The organism is Gordonia shandongensis DSM 45094, assembly GCF_000423025.1.
GTDB lineage: Bacteria > Actinomycetota > Actinomycetes > Mycobacteriales > Mycobacteriaceae > Gordonia > Gordonia shandongensis.
Genome location: NZ_KE383969.1, coordinates 86010 through 102460, shown reverse-complemented (window position 1 = coordinate 102460; position 16451 = coordinate 86010). Strand labels below are relative to the sequence as shown.

14 protein-coding genes are annotated in these 16451 nt (G+C 69.2%); 10 read left to right on the top strand and 4 right to left on the bottom strand.

The window, feature by feature from the left end; all coding sequences use genetic code 11:
• Nucleotides 1–7: 7 nt before the first annotated feature.
• Both purL and G528_RS0114955 read left to right on the top strand, forming a co-directional pair.
• Nucleotides 8–2290 carry a phosphoribosylformylglycinamidine synthase subunit PurL gene (purL, locus tag G528_RS0114960; RefSeq protein ID WP_026919661.1) on the top strand — a complete coding sequence of 761 codons (2283 nt, stop codon included), beginning with the start codon at nt 8–10 and terminating at the stop codon, nt 2288–2290.
• An 80-nt stretch (nt 2291–2370) separates the two neighbouring features.
• Complete coding sequence (locus tag G528_RS0114955) at nt 2371–4038, top strand: alpha/beta hydrolase (RefSeq protein WP_084638264.1); 1668 nt, start codon at nt 2371–2373, stop codon at nt 4036–4038.
• An 18-nt stretch (nt 4039–4056) separates the two neighbouring features.
• On the opposite strand, the gene G528_RS0114950 is transcribed toward G528_RS0114955, so the two are convergent.
• Nucleotides 4057–4743 carry a TetR/AcrR family transcriptional regulator gene (locus G528_RS0114950; protein WP_035720252.1) on the bottom strand — a complete coding sequence of 229 codons (687 nt, stop codon included), beginning with the start codon at nt 4741–4743 and terminating at the stop codon, nt 4057–4059.
• Nucleotides 4744–4855: 112 nt separating this feature from the next.
• Here G528_RS0114950 and G528_RS0114945 point away from each other — a divergent pair, with 112 nt between their 5' ends.
• The 4 genes from G528_RS0114945 (at nt 4856) to G528_RS18085 (ending at nt 8105) form a co-directional block, all read left to right on the top strand.
• Complete coding sequence (locus tag G528_RS0114945; protein ID WP_026919658.1) at nt 4856–6298, top strand: carotenoid oxygenase family protein; 1443 nt, start codon at nt 4856–4858, stop codon at nt 6296–6298.
• A gap of 175 nt (nt 6299–6473) precedes the next feature.
• The gene (locus G528_RS0114940; RefSeq protein WP_026919657.1) at nt 6474–6890 is read left to right on the top strand and encodes a CD225/dispanin family protein; all 417 of its coding nucleotides are present in this window, start codon (nt 6474–6476) and stop codon (nt 6888–6890) included.
• A gap of 85 nt (nt 6891–6975) precedes the next feature.
• Entirely contained in the window at nt 6976–7350 is a 375-nt protein-coding gene (locus G528_RS0114935; RefSeq protein WP_342663125.1) for a DUF2752 domain-containing protein, read from the top strand.
• Between the two features lie 14 nt (nt 7351–7364).
• A complete protein-coding gene (locus G528_RS18085; protein ID WP_051198873.1) occupies nt 7365–8105 on the top strand; it encodes a CD225/dispanin family protein in 741 nt (246 codons plus the stop codon).
• 25 nt (nt 8106–8130) lie between these two features.
• Here the strand turns inward: G528_RS18085 and G528_RS0114925 are convergent, their stop codons facing one another.
• Nucleotides 8131–8547 carry a hypothetical protein gene (locus tag G528_RS0114925; protein WP_026919655.1) on the bottom strand — a complete coding sequence of 139 codons (417 nt, stop codon included), beginning with the start codon at nt 8545–8547 and terminating at the stop codon, nt 8131–8133.
• An 83-nt stretch (nt 8548–8630) separates the two neighbouring features.
• On the opposite strand from G528_RS0114925, the gene G528_RS17795 reads away from it, so the two are divergent.
• A complete protein-coding gene (locus G528_RS17795) occupies nt 8631–9254 on the top strand; it encodes a TM2 domain-containing protein (protein ID WP_245569796.1) in 624 nt (207 codons plus the stop codon).
• 3 nt (nt 9255–9257) lie between these two features.
• On the opposite strand, the gene G528_RS0114915 is transcribed toward G528_RS17795, so the two are convergent.
• The gene (locus G528_RS0114915; protein ID WP_156890473.1) at nt 9258–10001 is read right to left on the bottom strand and encodes a hypothetical protein; all 744 of its coding nucleotides are present in this window, start codon (nt 9999–10001) and stop codon (nt 9258–9260) included.
• Nucleotides 10002–10170: 169 nt separating this feature from the next.
• Nucleotides 10171–11679 (bottom strand): glutamate-cysteine ligase family protein, encoded by a 1509-nt coding sequence (locus G528_RS0114910; protein ID WP_026919653.1) that lies wholly within the window; start codon nt 11677–11679, stop codon nt 10171–10173.
• A gap of 148 nt (nt 11680–11827) precedes the next feature.
• Here G528_RS0114910 and G528_RS0114905 point away from each other — a divergent pair, with 148 nt between their 5' ends.
• The 3 genes from G528_RS0114905 to G528_RS0114895 all read left to right on the top strand — a co-directional run bounded on the left by G528_RS0114905 (nt 11828) and on the right by G528_RS0114895 (nt 16447).
• Entirely contained in the window at nt 11828–12442 is a 615-nt protein-coding gene (locus G528_RS0114905) for a TetR/AcrR family transcriptional regulator (RefSeq protein WP_026919652.1), read from the top strand.
• Nucleotides 12443–12542: 100 nt separating this feature from the next.
• Complete coding sequence (locus G528_RS17790; protein ID WP_051198871.1) at nt 12543–15581, top strand: MMPL family transporter; 3039 nt, start codon at nt 12543–12545, stop codon at nt 15579–15581.
• Nucleotides 15578–16447, top strand: coding sequence for a PHP domain-containing protein (locus G528_RS0114895; protein WP_245569795.1), 870 nt, complete (start codon nt 15578–15580; stop codon nt 16445–16447). Before G528_RS17790 ends, G528_RS0114895 begins: the two co-directional genes overlap by 4 nt.
• Nucleotides 16448–16451: the final 4 nt, after the last annotated feature.

Genomic DNA, 16451 nt, shown 5'->3' with positions numbered 1-16451 from the left:
GTCTGTCGTGAGCGCCCAGGTCGATACCGTTTCCAACGCCGCCGACACCCCCGAACTGTCCCAGCCGTACGCGGAACTCGGACTGAAGGACGACGAGTACGCCCGGATCCGCGAGATCCTCGGCCGCCGTCCCACCGACGCCGAACTGGCGATGTACTCGGTGATGTGGTCGGAGCACTGCAGTTACAAGTCCTCGAAGGTCCACCTCCGATACTTCGGTGAGACCACCACCGACGAGATGAAGGCCGGCATGCTGGCCGGTATCGGCGAGAACGCCGGCGTCGTCGACGTCGGCGACGGCTGGGCCGTGACGTTCAAGGTGGAGTCGCACAACAGTCCGAGCTATGTGGAGCCGTACCAGGGTGCGGCGACGGGTGTCGGCGGCATCGTCCGCGACATCATGGCGATGGGCGCACGCCCGATCGCGGTCATGGATCAACTGCGGTTCGGCGCCGTCGACCACCCGGACACCCGCCGCGTCCTGGACGGAGCGGTCCGCGGCATCGGCGGATACGGGAACTCGCTCGGCCTGCCGAACATCGGCGGCGAGACGGTCTTCGACTCCAGCTACCAGGGCAACCCGCTGGTCAATGCGCTGTGCGCGGGTGTGCTCCGTGTGGAAGATCTGCATCTCGCATTCGCGTCCGGCACCGGGAACAAGATCATCCTGTTCGGCGCCCGGACCGGACTGGACGGCATCGGCGGCGTCTCGGTGCTCGCGTCGGAGACCTTCGACGACAGCGAGGGCGGGCCGTCGCGGAAGAAGCTGCCGAGCGTGCAGGTCGGCGACCCGTTCACCGAGAAGGTGCTCATCGAGTGCTGCCTGGACCTCTACCAGGCCGATCTGGTCGTCGGGATCCAGGACCTCGGCGGGGCCGGACTCGCGTGCGCCACGTCGGAGCTGGCTGCGGCGGGCGACGGCGGCATGCGGATCGAACTCGATCGGGTGCCGATGCGTGCCGAGGGGATGACGCCGGCCGAGGTGCTGTCGTCGGAGTCGCAGGAGCGCATGTGCGCCGTCGTGACGCCCGAGAACGTCGACGAGTTCATGGCGGTCTGCCGCAAGTGGGATGTGCTCGCGACGGTGATCGGTGAGGTCACCGACGGCGAGAATCTGGAGATCACGTGGCACGGCGACGTCGTCGTCGACGTGCCGCCGAAGACCGTGGCCGATGAGGGGCCGGTGTACGAGCGCCCGGTGGAGCGTCCGGCGTGGCAGGACGACGTCGTCACCTCGACGACGGCGGGACTGAAGCGTCCGGAGACGTCCGACGAGCTTCGGGAGACCTTCCTGAAGCTGTTGGCCAGTCCGGCGCTGTGCAGCCGCAAGTTCATCACCGAGCAGTACGACCGGTACGTGCGCGGCAACACGGTGCTGGCGGAGCACGCCGATTCGGGTGTCATCCGCATCGACGAGTCGACGGGTCGCGGCATCGCGATCTCGACGGACACGTCGGGCCGGTACACGTATCTCGACCCGTACGCGGGCGCGCAGTTGGCGCTCGCCGAGGCGTACCGCAACGTGTCGGTGACCGGTGCGGCTCCGCGTGCGGTGACGAACTGCCTCAACTTCGGGTCGCCGGAGGATCCGGCGGTGATGTGGCAGTTCAGTCAGGCCGTGCGGGGACTGGCCGACGGTTGCGCACAGCTCGGGATCCCGGTGACGGGCGGCAACGTGAGTTTCTACAACCAGACGGGGTCGACGGCCATCCTGCCGACTCCCGTGGTGGGTGTCCTCGGTGTGATCGACGACGTGCACCGTCGCATCCCGACCGACATCGGTGCCGAGCCGGGCGAGACGCTGATTCTCCTGGGGGAGACGCGTGACGAGTTCGACGGCTCCATCTGGGCCCAGGTGGAGCACGATCATCTCGGCGGCGTGCCGCCGACGGTCGATCTGGCACGGGAGAAGCTGCTCGGGGAGATCCTCGTCGCGGCGTCCCGCGACGGGCTGGTCTCGGCGGCGCACGACCTGTCGGAGGGCGGACTGATTCAGGCGGTCACCGAGTCGGCGCTCGCCGGCGAGACCGGGTGCCGGTTGATCCTGCCCGCGGATGCGGACCCGTTCGTCACGCTGTTCTCGGAGTCGTCCGGCCGGGTGCTGGTGGCCGTCCCGCGCACGGAGGAGTCGCGGTTCTGCTCGATGCTCGACGCGCGCGGCATGCCGTGGACTCGGATCGGCGTCGTCGACCAGGGCAGTGACTCGGTGGAGGTGCAGGGGCACTTCTCGGTGACGCTCGACGAGCTGCGCGAGGTCCACGAGGGCACGCTGCCGGCACTGTTCGGCTGAGTCGGGCGCGGGGGAGCGTGGTCGACGGCGCCTCGGGCCGGTTCGGTTCGGGATGGTTCGCCTCGGGTGTGGTCCGCGTGATGCGGACGTTGCGGATCGACGCCGTGTCGCTGGTGTTCGCGACGGTGTTCTACCTGTGGTCGCTGACGCCGTCGCTGCTGCCGCGGGACTGGCTGTTCCAGGGGTTGATCGGCGGGATCACCGCGGCGACGGGGTATGCGGTCGGTTCTGGGGTCGACGCGCTGTTGCGTCGCGCGGTGCTGCCGCGGTTCTCCTGGTGGCCGTTTGCGCCGCAGGTGCGTCGGGTTCTTCGCGTCTGTGTGCCGGTGGTGTGCGTGGCGGCGGCACTGGTGATGCTGGTCCCCGCGGTGCGGTGGCAGGGCGAGTTGGCGCGGGTGATGGAGACGACGGCTCCGGGGTATCTCGGCTATCTGCGTGCGCTGGTGCTCAGTGGACTGATCGCGATCGCGATCGTCGGCGTCTACCGGACGCTGCGTGATCTCACCGGCTGGATCGCCCGGTCGTTGAACCGGTTGTTGCGCATTCCGCGGCGGGCGGCGTCGGTGGTGTCGCTGGTGATCGTGTTGTTCGGCACGTTCGTGCTGGTCGACGGGATCGCGTTGCGCGGCGGCTATGCGGTGTTGAATTCGGCGTTCAGCGTGCAGAACGATGCGACGCGTGACGGCGCCGATCGACCGGATCTCGCGGAGAAGTCGGGGAGTCCGGAGTCGTTGGCGGCGTGGGACACGCTCGGCTTCGAGGGCCGGAATTTCGTATCGGGCGGGATTCGGGCCGCCGACCTGCAGCGGTACACCCGGCGCCCGGCCAAGGAGCCGATCCGCGTGTATGCGGGTCTGGAGTCGGCGCCGACGCCGGAGGCGCGGATGGCTCTGGTGGTCGACGAGTTGGAGCGGACCGGCGCCTTTGAGCGTAAGACGCTCGTCGTGATTCCGACGACGGGGACGGGGTGGGTGAATCCGACGGCGGCGCAGACGATGGAGCTCGTCGAGAACGGCGACAGTGCGCTCGTCGCCGCACAGTACTCGTATCTCCCGAGTTGGCTGTCGTTCGTCGCCGATCGGGAGAAGGCGGCGGAGGCGGGGCGGGCGTTGATCGAGGCCGTTCATGCGCGGTGGCTGACGAAGCCGCCGGATCGGCGGCCGCGACTGTTCGTCTACGGGGAGAGTCTCGGGACGCAGGCGGGTGAGGGCGCCTTCGACGATCTCGACGCGATCCGGTCGACGGTCGACGGTGTGCTGTGGGTGGGGCCGCCTGCAGCGAATCGGTTGTGGGGCTCCCTGGTGGAGCGGCGCGATCCGGGGACGCCGGAGGCCGAACCCACGTATGCCGACGGTCTGGTGGTGCGGTTCGCCAACGATGCCGGCGGTATTCGGCGCAGTGACAAGCCGTGGCTCTCGCCGCGCGTCCTGTACATCCAGCACCGGTCCGATCCGGTGGTGTGGTGGTCGCCGGACCTGCTGTACTCGAAGCCCGACTGGTTGCGCGAGCCGGCGGGCGCCGACCGGGTCGGCGCCATGAGTTGGTTCCCGCTCGTCACGTTCTGGCAGGTCAGCGCCGACCTCGGGAACGCTGCGGGTGTTCCGGACGGGCACGGGCACAATTACGGGACCGTGATTCTCGACGGATACGTGGCCGTCACCGAGCCCGACGGTTGGACCGATGTGGACACCGAGCGGATTCGCGCGGCGCTCGAGGACCTTCGGGGGCACGACGGCCCGGAGAAGTGACGCGTCGGTTCGACGGTGTCAGCTGATCCGTGCGATTGCCGCGTCGAAGGAGCGTTCGGCGGTGTCCTGCGGTGTCCCGATGCCTATCGCGAGAGTGATGAACGCTTGGCGCGAGACCTGATCGCGCGCTCCGGCGAGGTGACCGGTGATCGAAAGCATGGCGAGACCGTGGACGGTGCTCCATACGACCCCGGCGTGGGTGAGGGCGGCGAGTTCGTCGGTATCCCGGGGGGAGGACGCGCGGACTGCGTGGAGAACCGATTCGAAGGCGGCTCTGCCGGCCGGCGAGTCGGTGGGTCTGCCGGAGGACATCAGCGGGGACCTGCGAGACGGCGTCCAATCGGGTGACGTGTACTGGAACATGAGCGTGTACAGGTGTGGGTTCTCGACGGCGAAGCGCAGGTACAGCAGGCCCTGGCAGAAGAGATCCGAGACCGGGTCGTCGCTGGGGCCGCCGGATCGGAGCAGGGCGTCGAATTCGGTGAACCCGCGTTCGCACACCTCGCCGGCCACGGCGGCGATGCTCCCGAAATGGGAGTACACCGCCATTGTGGATGCGCCTGCTTCTGAGGCGATTCGGCGGACGCGGAGGGCGTCGACTCCCTCCGCCAGAACGATGCGGTAGGCGGCATCGACGATTCGCGCGGGGATGGACTCCGGATTCGCCTTTTCTGGGCCCGACTCTTGTGGCGAGGACTCTTCCATTCGACTCATAACGCTGTTATATTCCCCCAATAACACCGTTATAGCCAATGGGGTGTTGAACCAGTGGGGTGTCGAAACTGCCCGTACCGGAACGCCTGAAAGGGGATTGGCGATGCCGAACGACTTCCTCGTCGGTGAATTCGCACCTGTCTCGACCGAACTGGTCGAGCATCACCTCGACGTGATCGGACGGATACCCGATTGGCTCGACGGGAGGTATCTGCGCAACGGTCCCAATCCGTTTGGAGACATCGATCCTGCGACCTACAACTGGTTTACCGGCGACGGCATGGTGCACGGCGTCCGACTGGCCGGCGGCCGGGCGCTCTGGTACCGCAATCGCTGGGTCGATTCGTCGAACGTGGAGCGAATGCTTCGCCGACCGGCTCCGCCCACCCGCGGCAGATCGTTCATGCACGGGATCGGCGCGAACACCAACGTCATCGGGTTCGGCGGCCGCACGCTCGCATTGATCGAAGCCGGGATGCCGTGCGTGGAACTGTCTGCCGAGCTCGAGACCGTGGATGTCTGTGACTTCGCAGGGACCGTTCGTGACGGGTACACGGCGCACCCGATCAAGGATCCCGAGACGGGTGAACTCCACGCAGTCAGCTACCACTTCGGGCGTGGCCGGACCGTTCGATACACGGTGATCGGCGCCGACGGGCGATTGCGCCGCAAGGTCGACATCACCGTCGGTGGGAGCCCGATGATGCACGCGTTCTCCCTCACCGAGACGAGGGTGGTCGTCTATGACCTGCCCGTCACCTTCGATGTGCGGGCGGCGACGGCGGACTCGGTGCCGCCGCTGGTGCGCCCGCTCGCACGAGGCGTGTTGGCTGCGACGGTCGGGCGGCTGCCAGTGCCCCCTGCAGTGTGGTCGCATCTGCCCGTCGGCGGGGCTGGGGCACTGCCGTACCGGTGGGACTCGGATTACCGTCCGCGAGTCGGAGTGATGCCTCGCGAAGGCGGCGACGCGGATGTCGTGTGGGTCGATGTGGATCCGTGCTTCGTCTACCATCCGCTCAATGCTCGTGACGACGGTGACGCCGTCGTCGTCGACCTCGTCGTCCACGAGCGTACTTTCGACGCGGACCGATCCGGCCCCACTGAGGGGGCGCCGCGGTTGGAGCGTTGGCGAATCGATACTGCGTCGCGCTCGTGTCGTCGTGTGCGGCTCAGCGACGTCGCCCTGGAGTTTCCTCGCATCGATGACAGATTCACCGGCCGCCCGCACACTGTCGGCTGGGCTGTCGGGGGCGATCCCGACGGACTGTTCGGGAATTTGTTGATACGCGTGAATGCAGACGATCGGGAGCCGCTGGTCAGGCGGTTCCCCGATGCGGTCCGTCTTGGAGAGTTCACGTTTGTTCCGCGAGCCGCGGATGCGGCGCAGGGGGACGGGGTGGTGATCGGGTTCGTCACCGATCTCGCCGCTGATTCGACGTCCCTCGTCATCCTCGACGCGGCCACGCTCGACGACGTCGCGACGGTTCGCCTGCCGCGGCGCGTGCCGGCCGGGTTTCACGGAAATTGGATTCCCACACCGGGGTGAGGCGTTCGAGGGGGCCGGAGAAGTGACGCGTCGGGCGGCTTCCGTCGATCGAAGGCATGACGCGATTCGTGCCGGAACGCGCGTGTCATCTGCGGCTGGGTTAGAGTGCGATGACTGTCAGACGCCCCCTGACGTTGATCCCCGGCAGTAAGTCCAGGAGAGGAACCACATAGACATGACGAACCCGAACGATCCCCCGGAGAACGTGCCCGGCGGCGGTCAGCCCGGCGGGGAGCCCTTCGGTGGCGTGCCCCCGTACGGATCGCCCCAGTACGGTGCGCAGGGCGGTGCTCCCCAGCCCGGATACCAGGCAGGCATGCAGGCCGAGCCGGCCAGCAACCTCGTGTGGGCGATTCTGAGCACGATCTTCTGCTGCCTGCCCCTCGGCATCGTCTCGATCGTGAAGGCGTCGTCGGTGGGCAAGCTCTGGGCGCAGGGCGACGTCGCCGGTGCGCACAAGGCGGCCGAGGACGCCAAGAAGTTCGCCATCTGGGCCGCCGTCGTCGGGATCGTCTTCTCGATCCTGTACCTCATCCTCATGGCGGCGGGAGTCTTCGCCCTTGACCTCGACAGCACCACGTCCACGTACTGAGCCGACACGCGCGGACCGCTTCTATGACGTCGTTATGGGAGCGGTCCGGCGCGTATCGACCCACCGTGTCCTCGGACCCGGAACCGTGCTCGTCGGTACCGCGGTGGTGGGCGGCATCATCTGGTTCGCCGACCCCACCACGCCGGGCGGCGTGCTGCCGACGTGTCCGACGAAGTCACTGCTCCACATCGACTGCCCGGGATGCGGGTCGCTCCGGATGATGTACTCGCTGATGCACGGCGATTTCGGATCGGCCGTGCACTTCAACGCCGTCGGCGTCGTGGCGATGTTCTTCGTCGCCGCCGCATTCGTGACCTATACGGTCGGACTGTGGACGGGACGGCGCATCCGCAACTGGCAGCACTGGCGGTACGCGCCGATGGTCCTCCTCGCGATTACGCTGGCGTGGTTCGTAGTCCGTAACATTCCGATCGAACCGTTTTCGAACCTGAAGGTGTGAGGGGGAGCAGGGCGATGCCCGACAGTCACGACCCGACGCAGGACGACCCTACGCAGGACGACCAGCAGCAGCACGATCCGGCGCCGCACGATCCGACGCAGGAGGCCGCGCCGGCGGCCGACCAGCCGGAGGCCGCCGACGTCGCGGATCCGGCGCCGGCCGCGCAGGGAGATGCCGGAGTGCAGACCCCCTACTACGAGTCCGAGTGGTCCCCGGCCTACGCCGAGACCCAGATCCGGCAGACGCCGCCCGACGCGACGCCGCCCGCCGATCCGGCAGAGCATTACACCGCGCCGCCGCCGTACGGATATGCCGCGCAGCCTCCGTACACCGCCGACCCGTTCGCGCAGGGATACCAGGCGGTGCCGCCGCCGGCCGGGGGCGGGTATCCGCCGATGGGGCCAGCGTACTCGGGAGGCCAGTACCCGGGAGGGTACGGGGCCGGACCCGTGGCCGGACCGGCTCCGGCCGACAGCCAGGTCTCCGCGATTCTGGCCACCGTGATCGGCGGCCTCGTATTGGCGAGCTGCTACGGGACGCTGCTCGGCATCGCCCCGCTGGTCCTCGGCATCATGGCGATCAACAAGAGCAACTCGGTGTCGAGGTTGTGGGGCATGGGCCTGGCCGACCAGGCTTACGACGCCGCCGAGTCGGCGCGGAAGCTCTCGATGTGGGCCTGGATCAGCCTGGCCATCGGGATCGCCGTCGCGCTGGTCATCATTCTCGTGGTCGTCATCATCGCGACGACAGTGTGACTCCGATTCGGACCGCCACCGCCACTCACGCCGGGGGAGTGCTCAGCATGCGCGCGTAGTTGACTCGATTGGTGATGTCCATCGCGACGCCGACGCCGTTCGCCGGGATCGCGGTGGTGTAGGAGAAGCCGTCGTTCTGCACCATCACCGAGACGGTTCCGACCACACGTCGCTCCTTGACGAGCAGGAAGAACAGGCTGAACAGGCACACCACGAAGGCCCCGACGATGGCGCACACGATCGCCCAGGTGGGGATCTCCTCGGTGGTCTGCGTCATGTCGGTGACGTGCCAGCGTGCACCCTGGATCGGACACGATCCGATCGGCGTGACCACATGGCTCTGGGTGCACTGGATGTCGCCGATGCTCACCAGCGGCGGCTGGCCGTACCCCGCGGCGGGGCCGAACGGCGGATTTCCAGGAGGCGGCACGGGACCTGACATGCATCCAGATCCTACGGTTCGGATGCCGACAACGGTGACATCTGTCCGAATGACGTCGGCCGACCGTGTGCGATGATCCGGTGGTGACGGGATTCGACGGTCAGAACATGGGACACGACAACGACGGCCGACAGTACGGGTACGGCCCCGGCGGCGTCCCCCAACAGGGATACCCGCAGCAGGGATACCCGCAGCAGGGGTATCCGCAGCAGGGCGGTCCGGTGCAGCCGTACGGCGGCCCCCCGAATCAGGGGTACGGGGGCGGCTACGGCCAGCAGCCGTACGGACAGAATCCCCCGCCCGGAAACCCGTATGCCCCCGGAAATCCGTATGCTCCCGGCAACCCGTACGCGCCGGGGAATCCGTACGGGCCCGGGAACCCGTACGGGGCGCAGCCGATGACCGGGCCGCCGGGAGCGCCGTTCGGCGTCGACCCCATGACGGGCATCCCCTACTCGGACAAGACGAAGGTGGCCGCGGGCCTGCTGCAGCTGTTCCTCGGCGGTTTCGGGGCCGGACGCTGGTACATCGGGACCTACGGGATCGCGGCGGCGCAGCTGATCCTGTGGATCCTCGGCATCTTGACGGTCTGGATCTTCCTCCTCGGCCTCCCGATCTTGATGGGTGTCGGGATCTGGGCGCTCGTCGACGCCATCATGATGCTCACCGGGTCGGTGAAGGACGCCGACGGGCGCGTCCTGCGCTGAGCATCACCGGCCCCGATGCGCCTCCGCGGCGACGAAGTAGCCCCGGGTCCGTCGGCAGAAGATGAGATAGCCGTAGAACGTCGGCCCCGCGACCGACACGAGCAGCGGCACGAGGAACCAGACGCCGACGCTCGCCGACGACACGGCGGCGTCCGCCGGGACATCGGTGGGCGCCGCGACGCTGAACACCATGACGCCGAAGATCAGCGTCAGGACCAGCAGTGCCACGACGGCCAGCACGTTGAGGACCACGCCGATGACGAACGTCGCGATCGTGTAGGTGTATGCCCACGGCCTGCCCGAGTACAGCGCGAACGCCGCAACGGCCCGGAACGCGCCGACGAGGGCGAACAGGACCAGTCCGACGGTGAGCGCCGTCACCAGCGCGGAGGTGTCGGCGAACGCGAAGGCGCCGCTGGAGGAACTCGTGCCGAGCAGGAGCGCGATCGCCACGAGGCAGCCGGTTGCGGCGAGCAGCCCCCAGACGCCGCGCCAGACCGCGACGAGCGTGACCTGCCACGGTGGCGACGGTACGCGTCCGACCGCGGGCGGGGCGTACCCCGGCGTCGGGTGCGGGACGAGGCGCGGTGCGGGAAGCAGCAGCCGGCCGGCCGGAGGCCGCGGCGCAGGCGGAGCGAGCCGGGGGTCGTGCGGCGGCCGGGCGGACCGACCGGCGGTGCGGCTCGAGGGGGTGCGGACGATCCGCGTGGGTGCGCTCGAGTCGTCGCCGGTCCGTGTCGTGTCCATCCGTGCCTCGCTCATCGGCTGCCGTTGCATGACGACTCCGGCGACAGCCGGTGCGCCCGGGTCGAGACGGCATCGGATGGCTCACGTCATCCGGTGACCGCACCCTCACGATGAGGTGCGCGGGCATCGGCGGACAAGTCTCCGGCCCGGATTTCATCCGTTCGGGCGCTCACAGCGACCAGTTGTGGACCGGTTCGCCCTCGTGCATCAGCGTCGCGTAATCCTGCACCATGCCGCGCAACGCCTGGGCGCGGTTCTCGCCGGCGGCCTCGCGTGCCGCCACGGCGCGACGCTGCCACACCGACCCCGACTGGCGGGTGGTGCAGCGCCCCTCGATGACGCCGAGGTAGCGGCGCTTGGCGCGCTCGGAGACGCCGAACGAGGTCAGCCCCGCCTCGGCGATGGGCAGCAGCCGCCGCACCACCAACTCGTCGGGCCGCACCCAGCCGATGTCGGGCCAGTACAGCTGCCCGCCGAACCCCCACCGGGCGCCGACCGACAGGTTCTCCTGCGCGGCGTCAAACGACATCTGCGACCACAGCGGAAGATCGTGTTCGACGAGGCCGCGAACCAGCCCGTAGTAGAAGGCGGCGTTGGCCATGATGTCGACGACGGTGGGTCCTGCGGGCAGCACCCGGTTCTCCACGCGGAGGTGCGCCTGCCCGTCGACGACGTCGTACACGGGCCGGTTCCACCGGTAGACGGTGCCGTTGTGCAGCCGCAGCTCCTCGAGTTCGGGGATCCGCCCGGCGTCGATCTCGGCGATCGGGTCGACGTCGGTCGACACCGGCAGGAGGGCGGGGAAGTAGCGGGTGTTCTCGTCGAAGAGGTCGAAGATCGTGTTGATCCAGCGTTCGCCGAACCAGACGCGGGGTCGGACGCCCTGATTCTTCAGCTCGAGCGGCCGGGTGTCGGTGGCCTGCTCGAACACCGGGATCCGGGTCTCGTGCCACAGGGCGGTCCCGGCGAGGAAGGGCGAGTTCCCGGCGATCGCGACCTGCACGCCGGCGATGGCCTGGGCGGCGTTCCAGTGTACGGCGAAGTCTTCGGGCGCCACCCGCAGGTGCAGTTGCAGTGAGGTGCACGCCGCTTCCGGGAGGATCGAGTCGCTGGTGATGTTGAGGTGCTCGGCGGCGGTCCCCGTCGTCATCGGGACGCCGGTGATGTCCAGTTCGAGGTCCTCGCCGCGCGCGTGGAAGATCTGCTCGTTGAGCAGGCTGTACCGGGGGTTGGCCGAGATCCACTGGTCGGCGAAGTGCTCGGTGCCGAGGGTCGGCAGCATGCCGACCATGAGCAGATGGTTGCCGGTGGACGCCGCGCGCGCCTCCGCGCGGTTGAGGGACGTGCGGAGCGCTTGTTCCAGGCTGACGGTGTCGGCGCCGACGAACGGGCGGGGCGAGACGTTGATCTCGATGTTGAACTGGCCGAGTTCGGTCTGGTAGACGGGGTCGGCGATCGCATCGAGGACTTCGGCGTTGGCCATCGACGGATTCGCATCGCCGTCGATGAGGTTGAGCTCCACCTCCATGCCGAGCAGTGGCTCGGGCGGGCGACCGTGGTCGGTGAACAGTCCGTCGGCGAGCATTCTGGCGATCGCCTGGGTGCCGCGCGACACCTGTGAGCGGAACCGGACCCGGTCCGCACCGGTGAACTGCTGACTGCTGACTTCGGCGCCCATGCCGTCATGGTGCCCGATGTGCGGCGGTCCGGCGGGGCGAACGGCGCATCGCGTCGCCGCGGGATCGGTTGGCGGGTCGGCGACCGCCCGGATGGGCGACAATGGGGGTTCGGGAGCGGGGCGACGGGCCTGGCGGGAAGGTGGATCGGTGGTTGGAGCAACGTCGGCGGTGGCGGACCGAAGCGACGATCCGCGCCGCATCCGGTCGCGGAACAGGCTTCTCGACGCGGCGACCACGCTGTTGACGAGCGGCGGCATCGAGGCGGTGACGGTCGACGCGGTGACGCGGCTGTCGAAGGTCGCCCGCACGACCCTGTACCGCAATTTCGGCAGTACCACCGACCTGGTTGCGGCGGCGCTCGAGCGGATGCTGCCGACGATGCCCGACCCGCAGCCGACGGGTGACATCCGGCGGGACCTGGTCGACCTCCTCGACGCCCAGGATCATCTGGTCCGCAGTGCTCCGGTTCCGCTGACCACACTCGGATGGTTGGCGGTGGGGTCGGCCGCGGAGGGGCGGGAGTCCCCGAGTGCTCTGGAGGAGCTCCGCGACACGGTGATCGCGCAGTACCGCGACCAGTTCGAGGTCGTGTTCGACACTCCGGCGGGGCGTGCGCTGGGGGATTTCGATCACGGTCTGGCGTTCGCCCAGTTGATCAGTCCCATCCTGCTGGCGGGTCTGGCCGGCGACAGTGTGCGGGTGGACGCGGCGGGGCGGCGACAGCTGGTCGACGACTTCCTGGCTGCCCGTGAAACGCGCTGACCTGCACTGATGGAGTGTGTTCGCGGAACCCTTGCGACAGAACGATACCGGTAGTAGCGTAACGCTACCGGCAGTTTCGTTCTGCGGGAGGGAGAGGTTCATGGGCGACGCACGGACCCGAAGGGCCGAGATCGGCGCCGCCCTGCGGCGTCTGCGACCGCTGGAGCGCATGGCGCGCGGGGCACTCGGCCACAAGACGATCGTCATCGCCGCATGGGTGCTTGCCGCCGTCGCGCTGAACACCCTCCTCCCGCAGTTGGAGACCGTGGTGACACGACAGTCCGTTCAGCCGATCCCGGCCGACGTCCCGTCGTTCCAGGCCCTCGACGCGATGGGGGAGGCGTTCGACGAACCCGCCGCGGCGACCACCGTGTTCGTCGTCATGAGCGACCCCGCAGGATTCGACGGCGCCGCCCGGCACAGCTACGACGAGCTCGTCGCCGACCTGCGCGCCGACCGCGAACACGTCGAGGGCGTCCGCGACCTGGCCTCCGACCCCATCGGGGCCAAGCAGGTCGTCAGCGAGGACGGCAAGGCCTGGTATCTCCCCGTCGGCCTCGTCGGCAGCCTGGGCGACTCCGACGCCGACGCGGCACTGACCGACGTCCGCGAGAAGGCCGCCGCCGCCTTCGCCGGCAGCGACACCGAGGTCCACGTCACCGGCCCCGTCGCGACCTTCGCCGACCAGATGTCGTCCGCCGAGTCCGACCTCCTGGTCATCTCGGTCGTCACGATCCTGGTCATCGGGCTGATCCTGCTCATCGTCTACCGGTCGTTGATCACCGCGATGCTGCCGCTGGCGGTCATCGGGCTGAGCCTCGTCGTCGCGCGCGGCGTCCTGGCCGGCCTCGGCGAACTGGGGATGCCGGTCTCCCAGTACAGCATCTCCTTCCTGACGGCGATCCTGCTCGGTGCGGGCACCGACTACTCCGTGTTCGTCATCGGCCGTTACCACGAACTGATCCGCCAGGGACACGACCCGGCGTCCGCGCTGGTGGCGGCAACCGTGACGATCGGTCACGTCGTCACGGCGTCGGCGATGACGGTGGCGTTGGCCCTGCTGTCGATGATCTTCGCCGACCTCAGCGTCTTCGCCACCGTGGGGCCGGCGTCGGCGATCGCGATCATGATCGCCTGCCTGGCGTCGCTGACGATCCTGCAGCCGGCCCTGGCGATCGCCGCACGCTACGGGCGCGGCCTGCCGAAACGGGAGATCACGCGGGACCACTGGCGACGCATGGGCGTCCGCGTCGTCCGCCGACCGGTCGCGCTGCTCGCCGGCAGTCTCGTGCTCCTGATCGCCATGAGCGTCCCGCTCACCGGGCTGCGCCTCAGCTACGACGATCGCGCCTCGCAGTCGCAGGACACCGACGGCAACCTCGGCTACGCCCAACTCGACAAGCACTTCCCGAAGGATGTGGTGGTCGCCGAGTTCCTTCTGGTGACGGCCGACCACGACCTGCGGACCTCGACGTCGCTCGCCGATCTCGACCAGATGGCGGCCCGCGTCGCGCAGCTGCCGGGTGTCGACCGCGTGCTGGGTGTCACACGCCCCACCGGTGACAAACTCGAACCGGCCCGGCTGTCGTGGCAGAACGGTCAGATCGCCAACGAACTCGGGAAGGCGGTGACCGAGGGCGAGGGGCGATCGTCGGAGCTGGGCCTGTTGAAGTCGGGGTCGCGTGAACTCGCCGACGCGCTGGCGGAACTGCATCGGCGCATCGGCACCGACCTGGCCCCGCTGATCGGGGTGCTCGACGACGCCGCCGACAGCGTCTCCGCGGTGAGCGAGTACCGCCCCTGGCTCGAGAAGATGGCCGAACTGGGGCCGCGCCTGGACGCGGCGGCGCCGCGGGTGCCCGAGGCGGCGGCAGCGGCCCGTCGCGCCGACGACGTCCTGCGCGGGCTCGGACCGGTCGTCGACGCCCTCGACACCCCGCTGTGCACGGGGCAGCCCGCGTGCCGGGCCGCGCTCGCCGACCTGCGGTCGCTGCGGGGGCTGGCGACCGACGGCGTGCTGGCCGAGACCGCGGATCTGGCGGACGCCCTCACCTCCGGCGACGTCTCGGTGACCGGGCTCTCGCGCGACCTGACGGGCGTGCTGGCGACGATGGACCGCAGCATCGCCCGGCTCGGCGGCATGGACCTCGCCGAGCAGTTCGCCGAACTCGACGACGGCATCGGACAGATGGCCGACGGTGCGCGACAGCTCGCCGACGGCGTGGGGGCGCTCGTCGACTCCACGGTCGAGAACCTGGCCGGGATGGGGCAGGTCGCGGCGGCACTCCGGGCATCGTCGACCAACACCGAGGGGTCGGATGCCGCGACGGGCTTCTACCTGCCCGCCGAGACGTTCGAGAACCCCGATTTCGCGGCCGTCGCCCGCCAGTTCATCTCGCCGGACGGACGATCGGTGCGGTACGCCGTCCAGACCGACGTCGACCCCTACTCCGGTGAGGCCATCGAGCTGTCGAAACAGATCGCCGAGGTCGCGCAGGACGCCCGGCCGAACACCGAGCTCGCCGGGAGCCGAGTGGCGGTCGCCGGCTTCCCGGCGATCAACGCCGATCTGCAGCGCCTGCTGACCGCCGACTTCCGGCTGCTCGCGGTGGCGACCATCCTCATCGTCGGGATCATCCTGGCGGTGCTCCTGCGGTCGCTCGTCGCGCCGATCTACCTGGTCCTCACCGTCATCGCGAATTACGCGGCGTCACTGGGCATCGGGGTCCTGGTGTTCCAGAATCTCCTCGGCCAGCAGATGTCGTGGCCGGTCCCGCTGTTGGCGTTCATCATCCTGGTGGCGGTCGGCGCCGACTACAACATGCTGCTGGTGTCGCGGCTGCGGGAGGAGGCGGTGCACGGCAGACGCACCGGGGCCATGCGGACCGTGGCGCACACCGGTTCGGTGATCACCTCGGCGGGCGTGATCTTCGCGGCCAGCATGTTCGGCCTGATGTCGGGATCGGTGACCCTGATGGTGCAGGCGGGATTCGTGATCGGCGTCGGCCTGCTCCTCGACACGTTCGTGGTGCGGACGTTGACGGTCCCGGCGATCGCCGTGCTCGTCGGCGACGCCGGCTGGTGGCCCGGCACGGCCGTGCGGTCACGACGACGCACCGACTCTACGATCGGGGCATGACCTCTGCGATGACGGCCGACCTCCACACGCACTCGGCGTTCTCCGACGGAACCGACAGTGCCGACGAGCTGGTGGCGGCGGCCCGCGCCGCGGGACTGCGGACCATCGCGCTCACCGACCACGACACGGCGGCGGGGTGGGACCCGATCGCCCGCGCCGCGCGGGGGACGGGGCTCCGGGTGATCCCCGGAGTCGAGTTCTCCACGAAGCACCCCGACGCCGACGGCCGGCCGGTGTCGGTCCATCTGCTCGGCTACCTGTTCCGGCGTGACGACCCGCGGATCGTCGCCGAATGGGACCGACTGCGCCACGAGCGGGCGAATCGGGGGGCGAACATCGTGGCGCGACTCGTCGACGGCGGATTCCCGATCACGCTCGACCGTGTCCGCGAGATCGCGGGCGCCGCGAACATCGGTCGCCCCCACATCGCCCGCGCGCTGGTGGAGGCCGGCGTCGTCGACCGGGTCGGCGACGCCTTCGACGAGCTCCTGCACGACGGCAGCCCGTACTACGCGGCGCTGCGGTCGACGTCGTTGCGGGAGGGAGTCGAGTGGATCGCGGCCGCCGGCGGCGTTCCGGTGATCGCCCATCCGCGAGCCCGGGACGCGGCGGCGGTGATGACCGCGGACGTCATCGAGACGCTGGTGCCGCTCGGGCTGCGCGGACTGGAGGTGCGCCACCCCGATCACGACGACGCTGCGCGCGGCGAACTCGGGCACATCGCCGACGCTCTCGGGCTGCTGCAGACGGGGTCGAGCGACTACCACGGCGACAACAAGACGCTCCGGATCGGCCAGGAGAGGACCGCGGACGACGTCGTCGAGCAGATCATCGAGGCCGGGGCGCAGACGCCGTTCGACGGGTGACGGC

Excerpts from the sequence above, each read along its gene's own strand:
- G528_RS0114945 (WP_026919658.1), top strand. The coding sequence starts at position 4,856 with ATGCCGAACGACTTCCTCGTCGGTGAATTCGCACCTGTCTCGACCGAA.
- G528_RS0114925 (WP_026919655.1), bottom strand. The coding sequence starts at position 8,547 with ATGTCAGGTCCCGTGCCGCCTCCTGGAAATCCGCCGTTCGGCCCCGCC.
- G528_RS0114895 (WP_245569795.1), top strand. The coding sequence starts at position 15,578 with ATGACCTCTGCGATGACGGCCGACCTCCACACGCACTCGGCGTTCTCC.
- G528_RS18085 (WP_051198873.1), top strand. The coding sequence starts at position 7,365 with ATGCCCGACAGTCACGACCCGACGCAGGACGACCCTACGCAGGACGAC.
- G528_RS0114915 (WP_156890473.1), bottom strand. The coding sequence starts at position 10,001 with ATGGACACGACACGGACCGGCGACGACTCGAGCGCACCCACGCGGATC.
- G528_RS0114940 (WP_026919657.1), top strand. The coding sequence starts at position 6,474 with ATGACGAACCCGAACGATCCCCCGGAGAACGTGCCCGGCGGCGGTCAG.
- G528_RS0114955 (WP_084638264.1), top strand. The coding sequence starts at position 2,371 with ATGCGGACGTTGCGGATCGACGCCGTGTCGCTGGTGTTCGCGACGGTG.
- G528_RS0114910 (WP_026919653.1), bottom strand. The coding sequence starts at position 11,679 with ATGGGCGCCGAAGTCAGCAGTCAGCAGTTCACCGGTGCGGACCGGGTC.
- G528_RS17790 (WP_051198871.1), top strand. The coding sequence starts at position 12,543 with ATGGGCGACGCACGGACCCGAAGGGCCGAGATCGGCGCCGCCCTGCGG.
- G528_RS0114950 (WP_035720252.1), bottom strand. The coding sequence starts at position 4,743 with ATGGAAGAGTCCTCGCCACAAGAGTCGGGCCCAGAAAAGGCGAATCCG.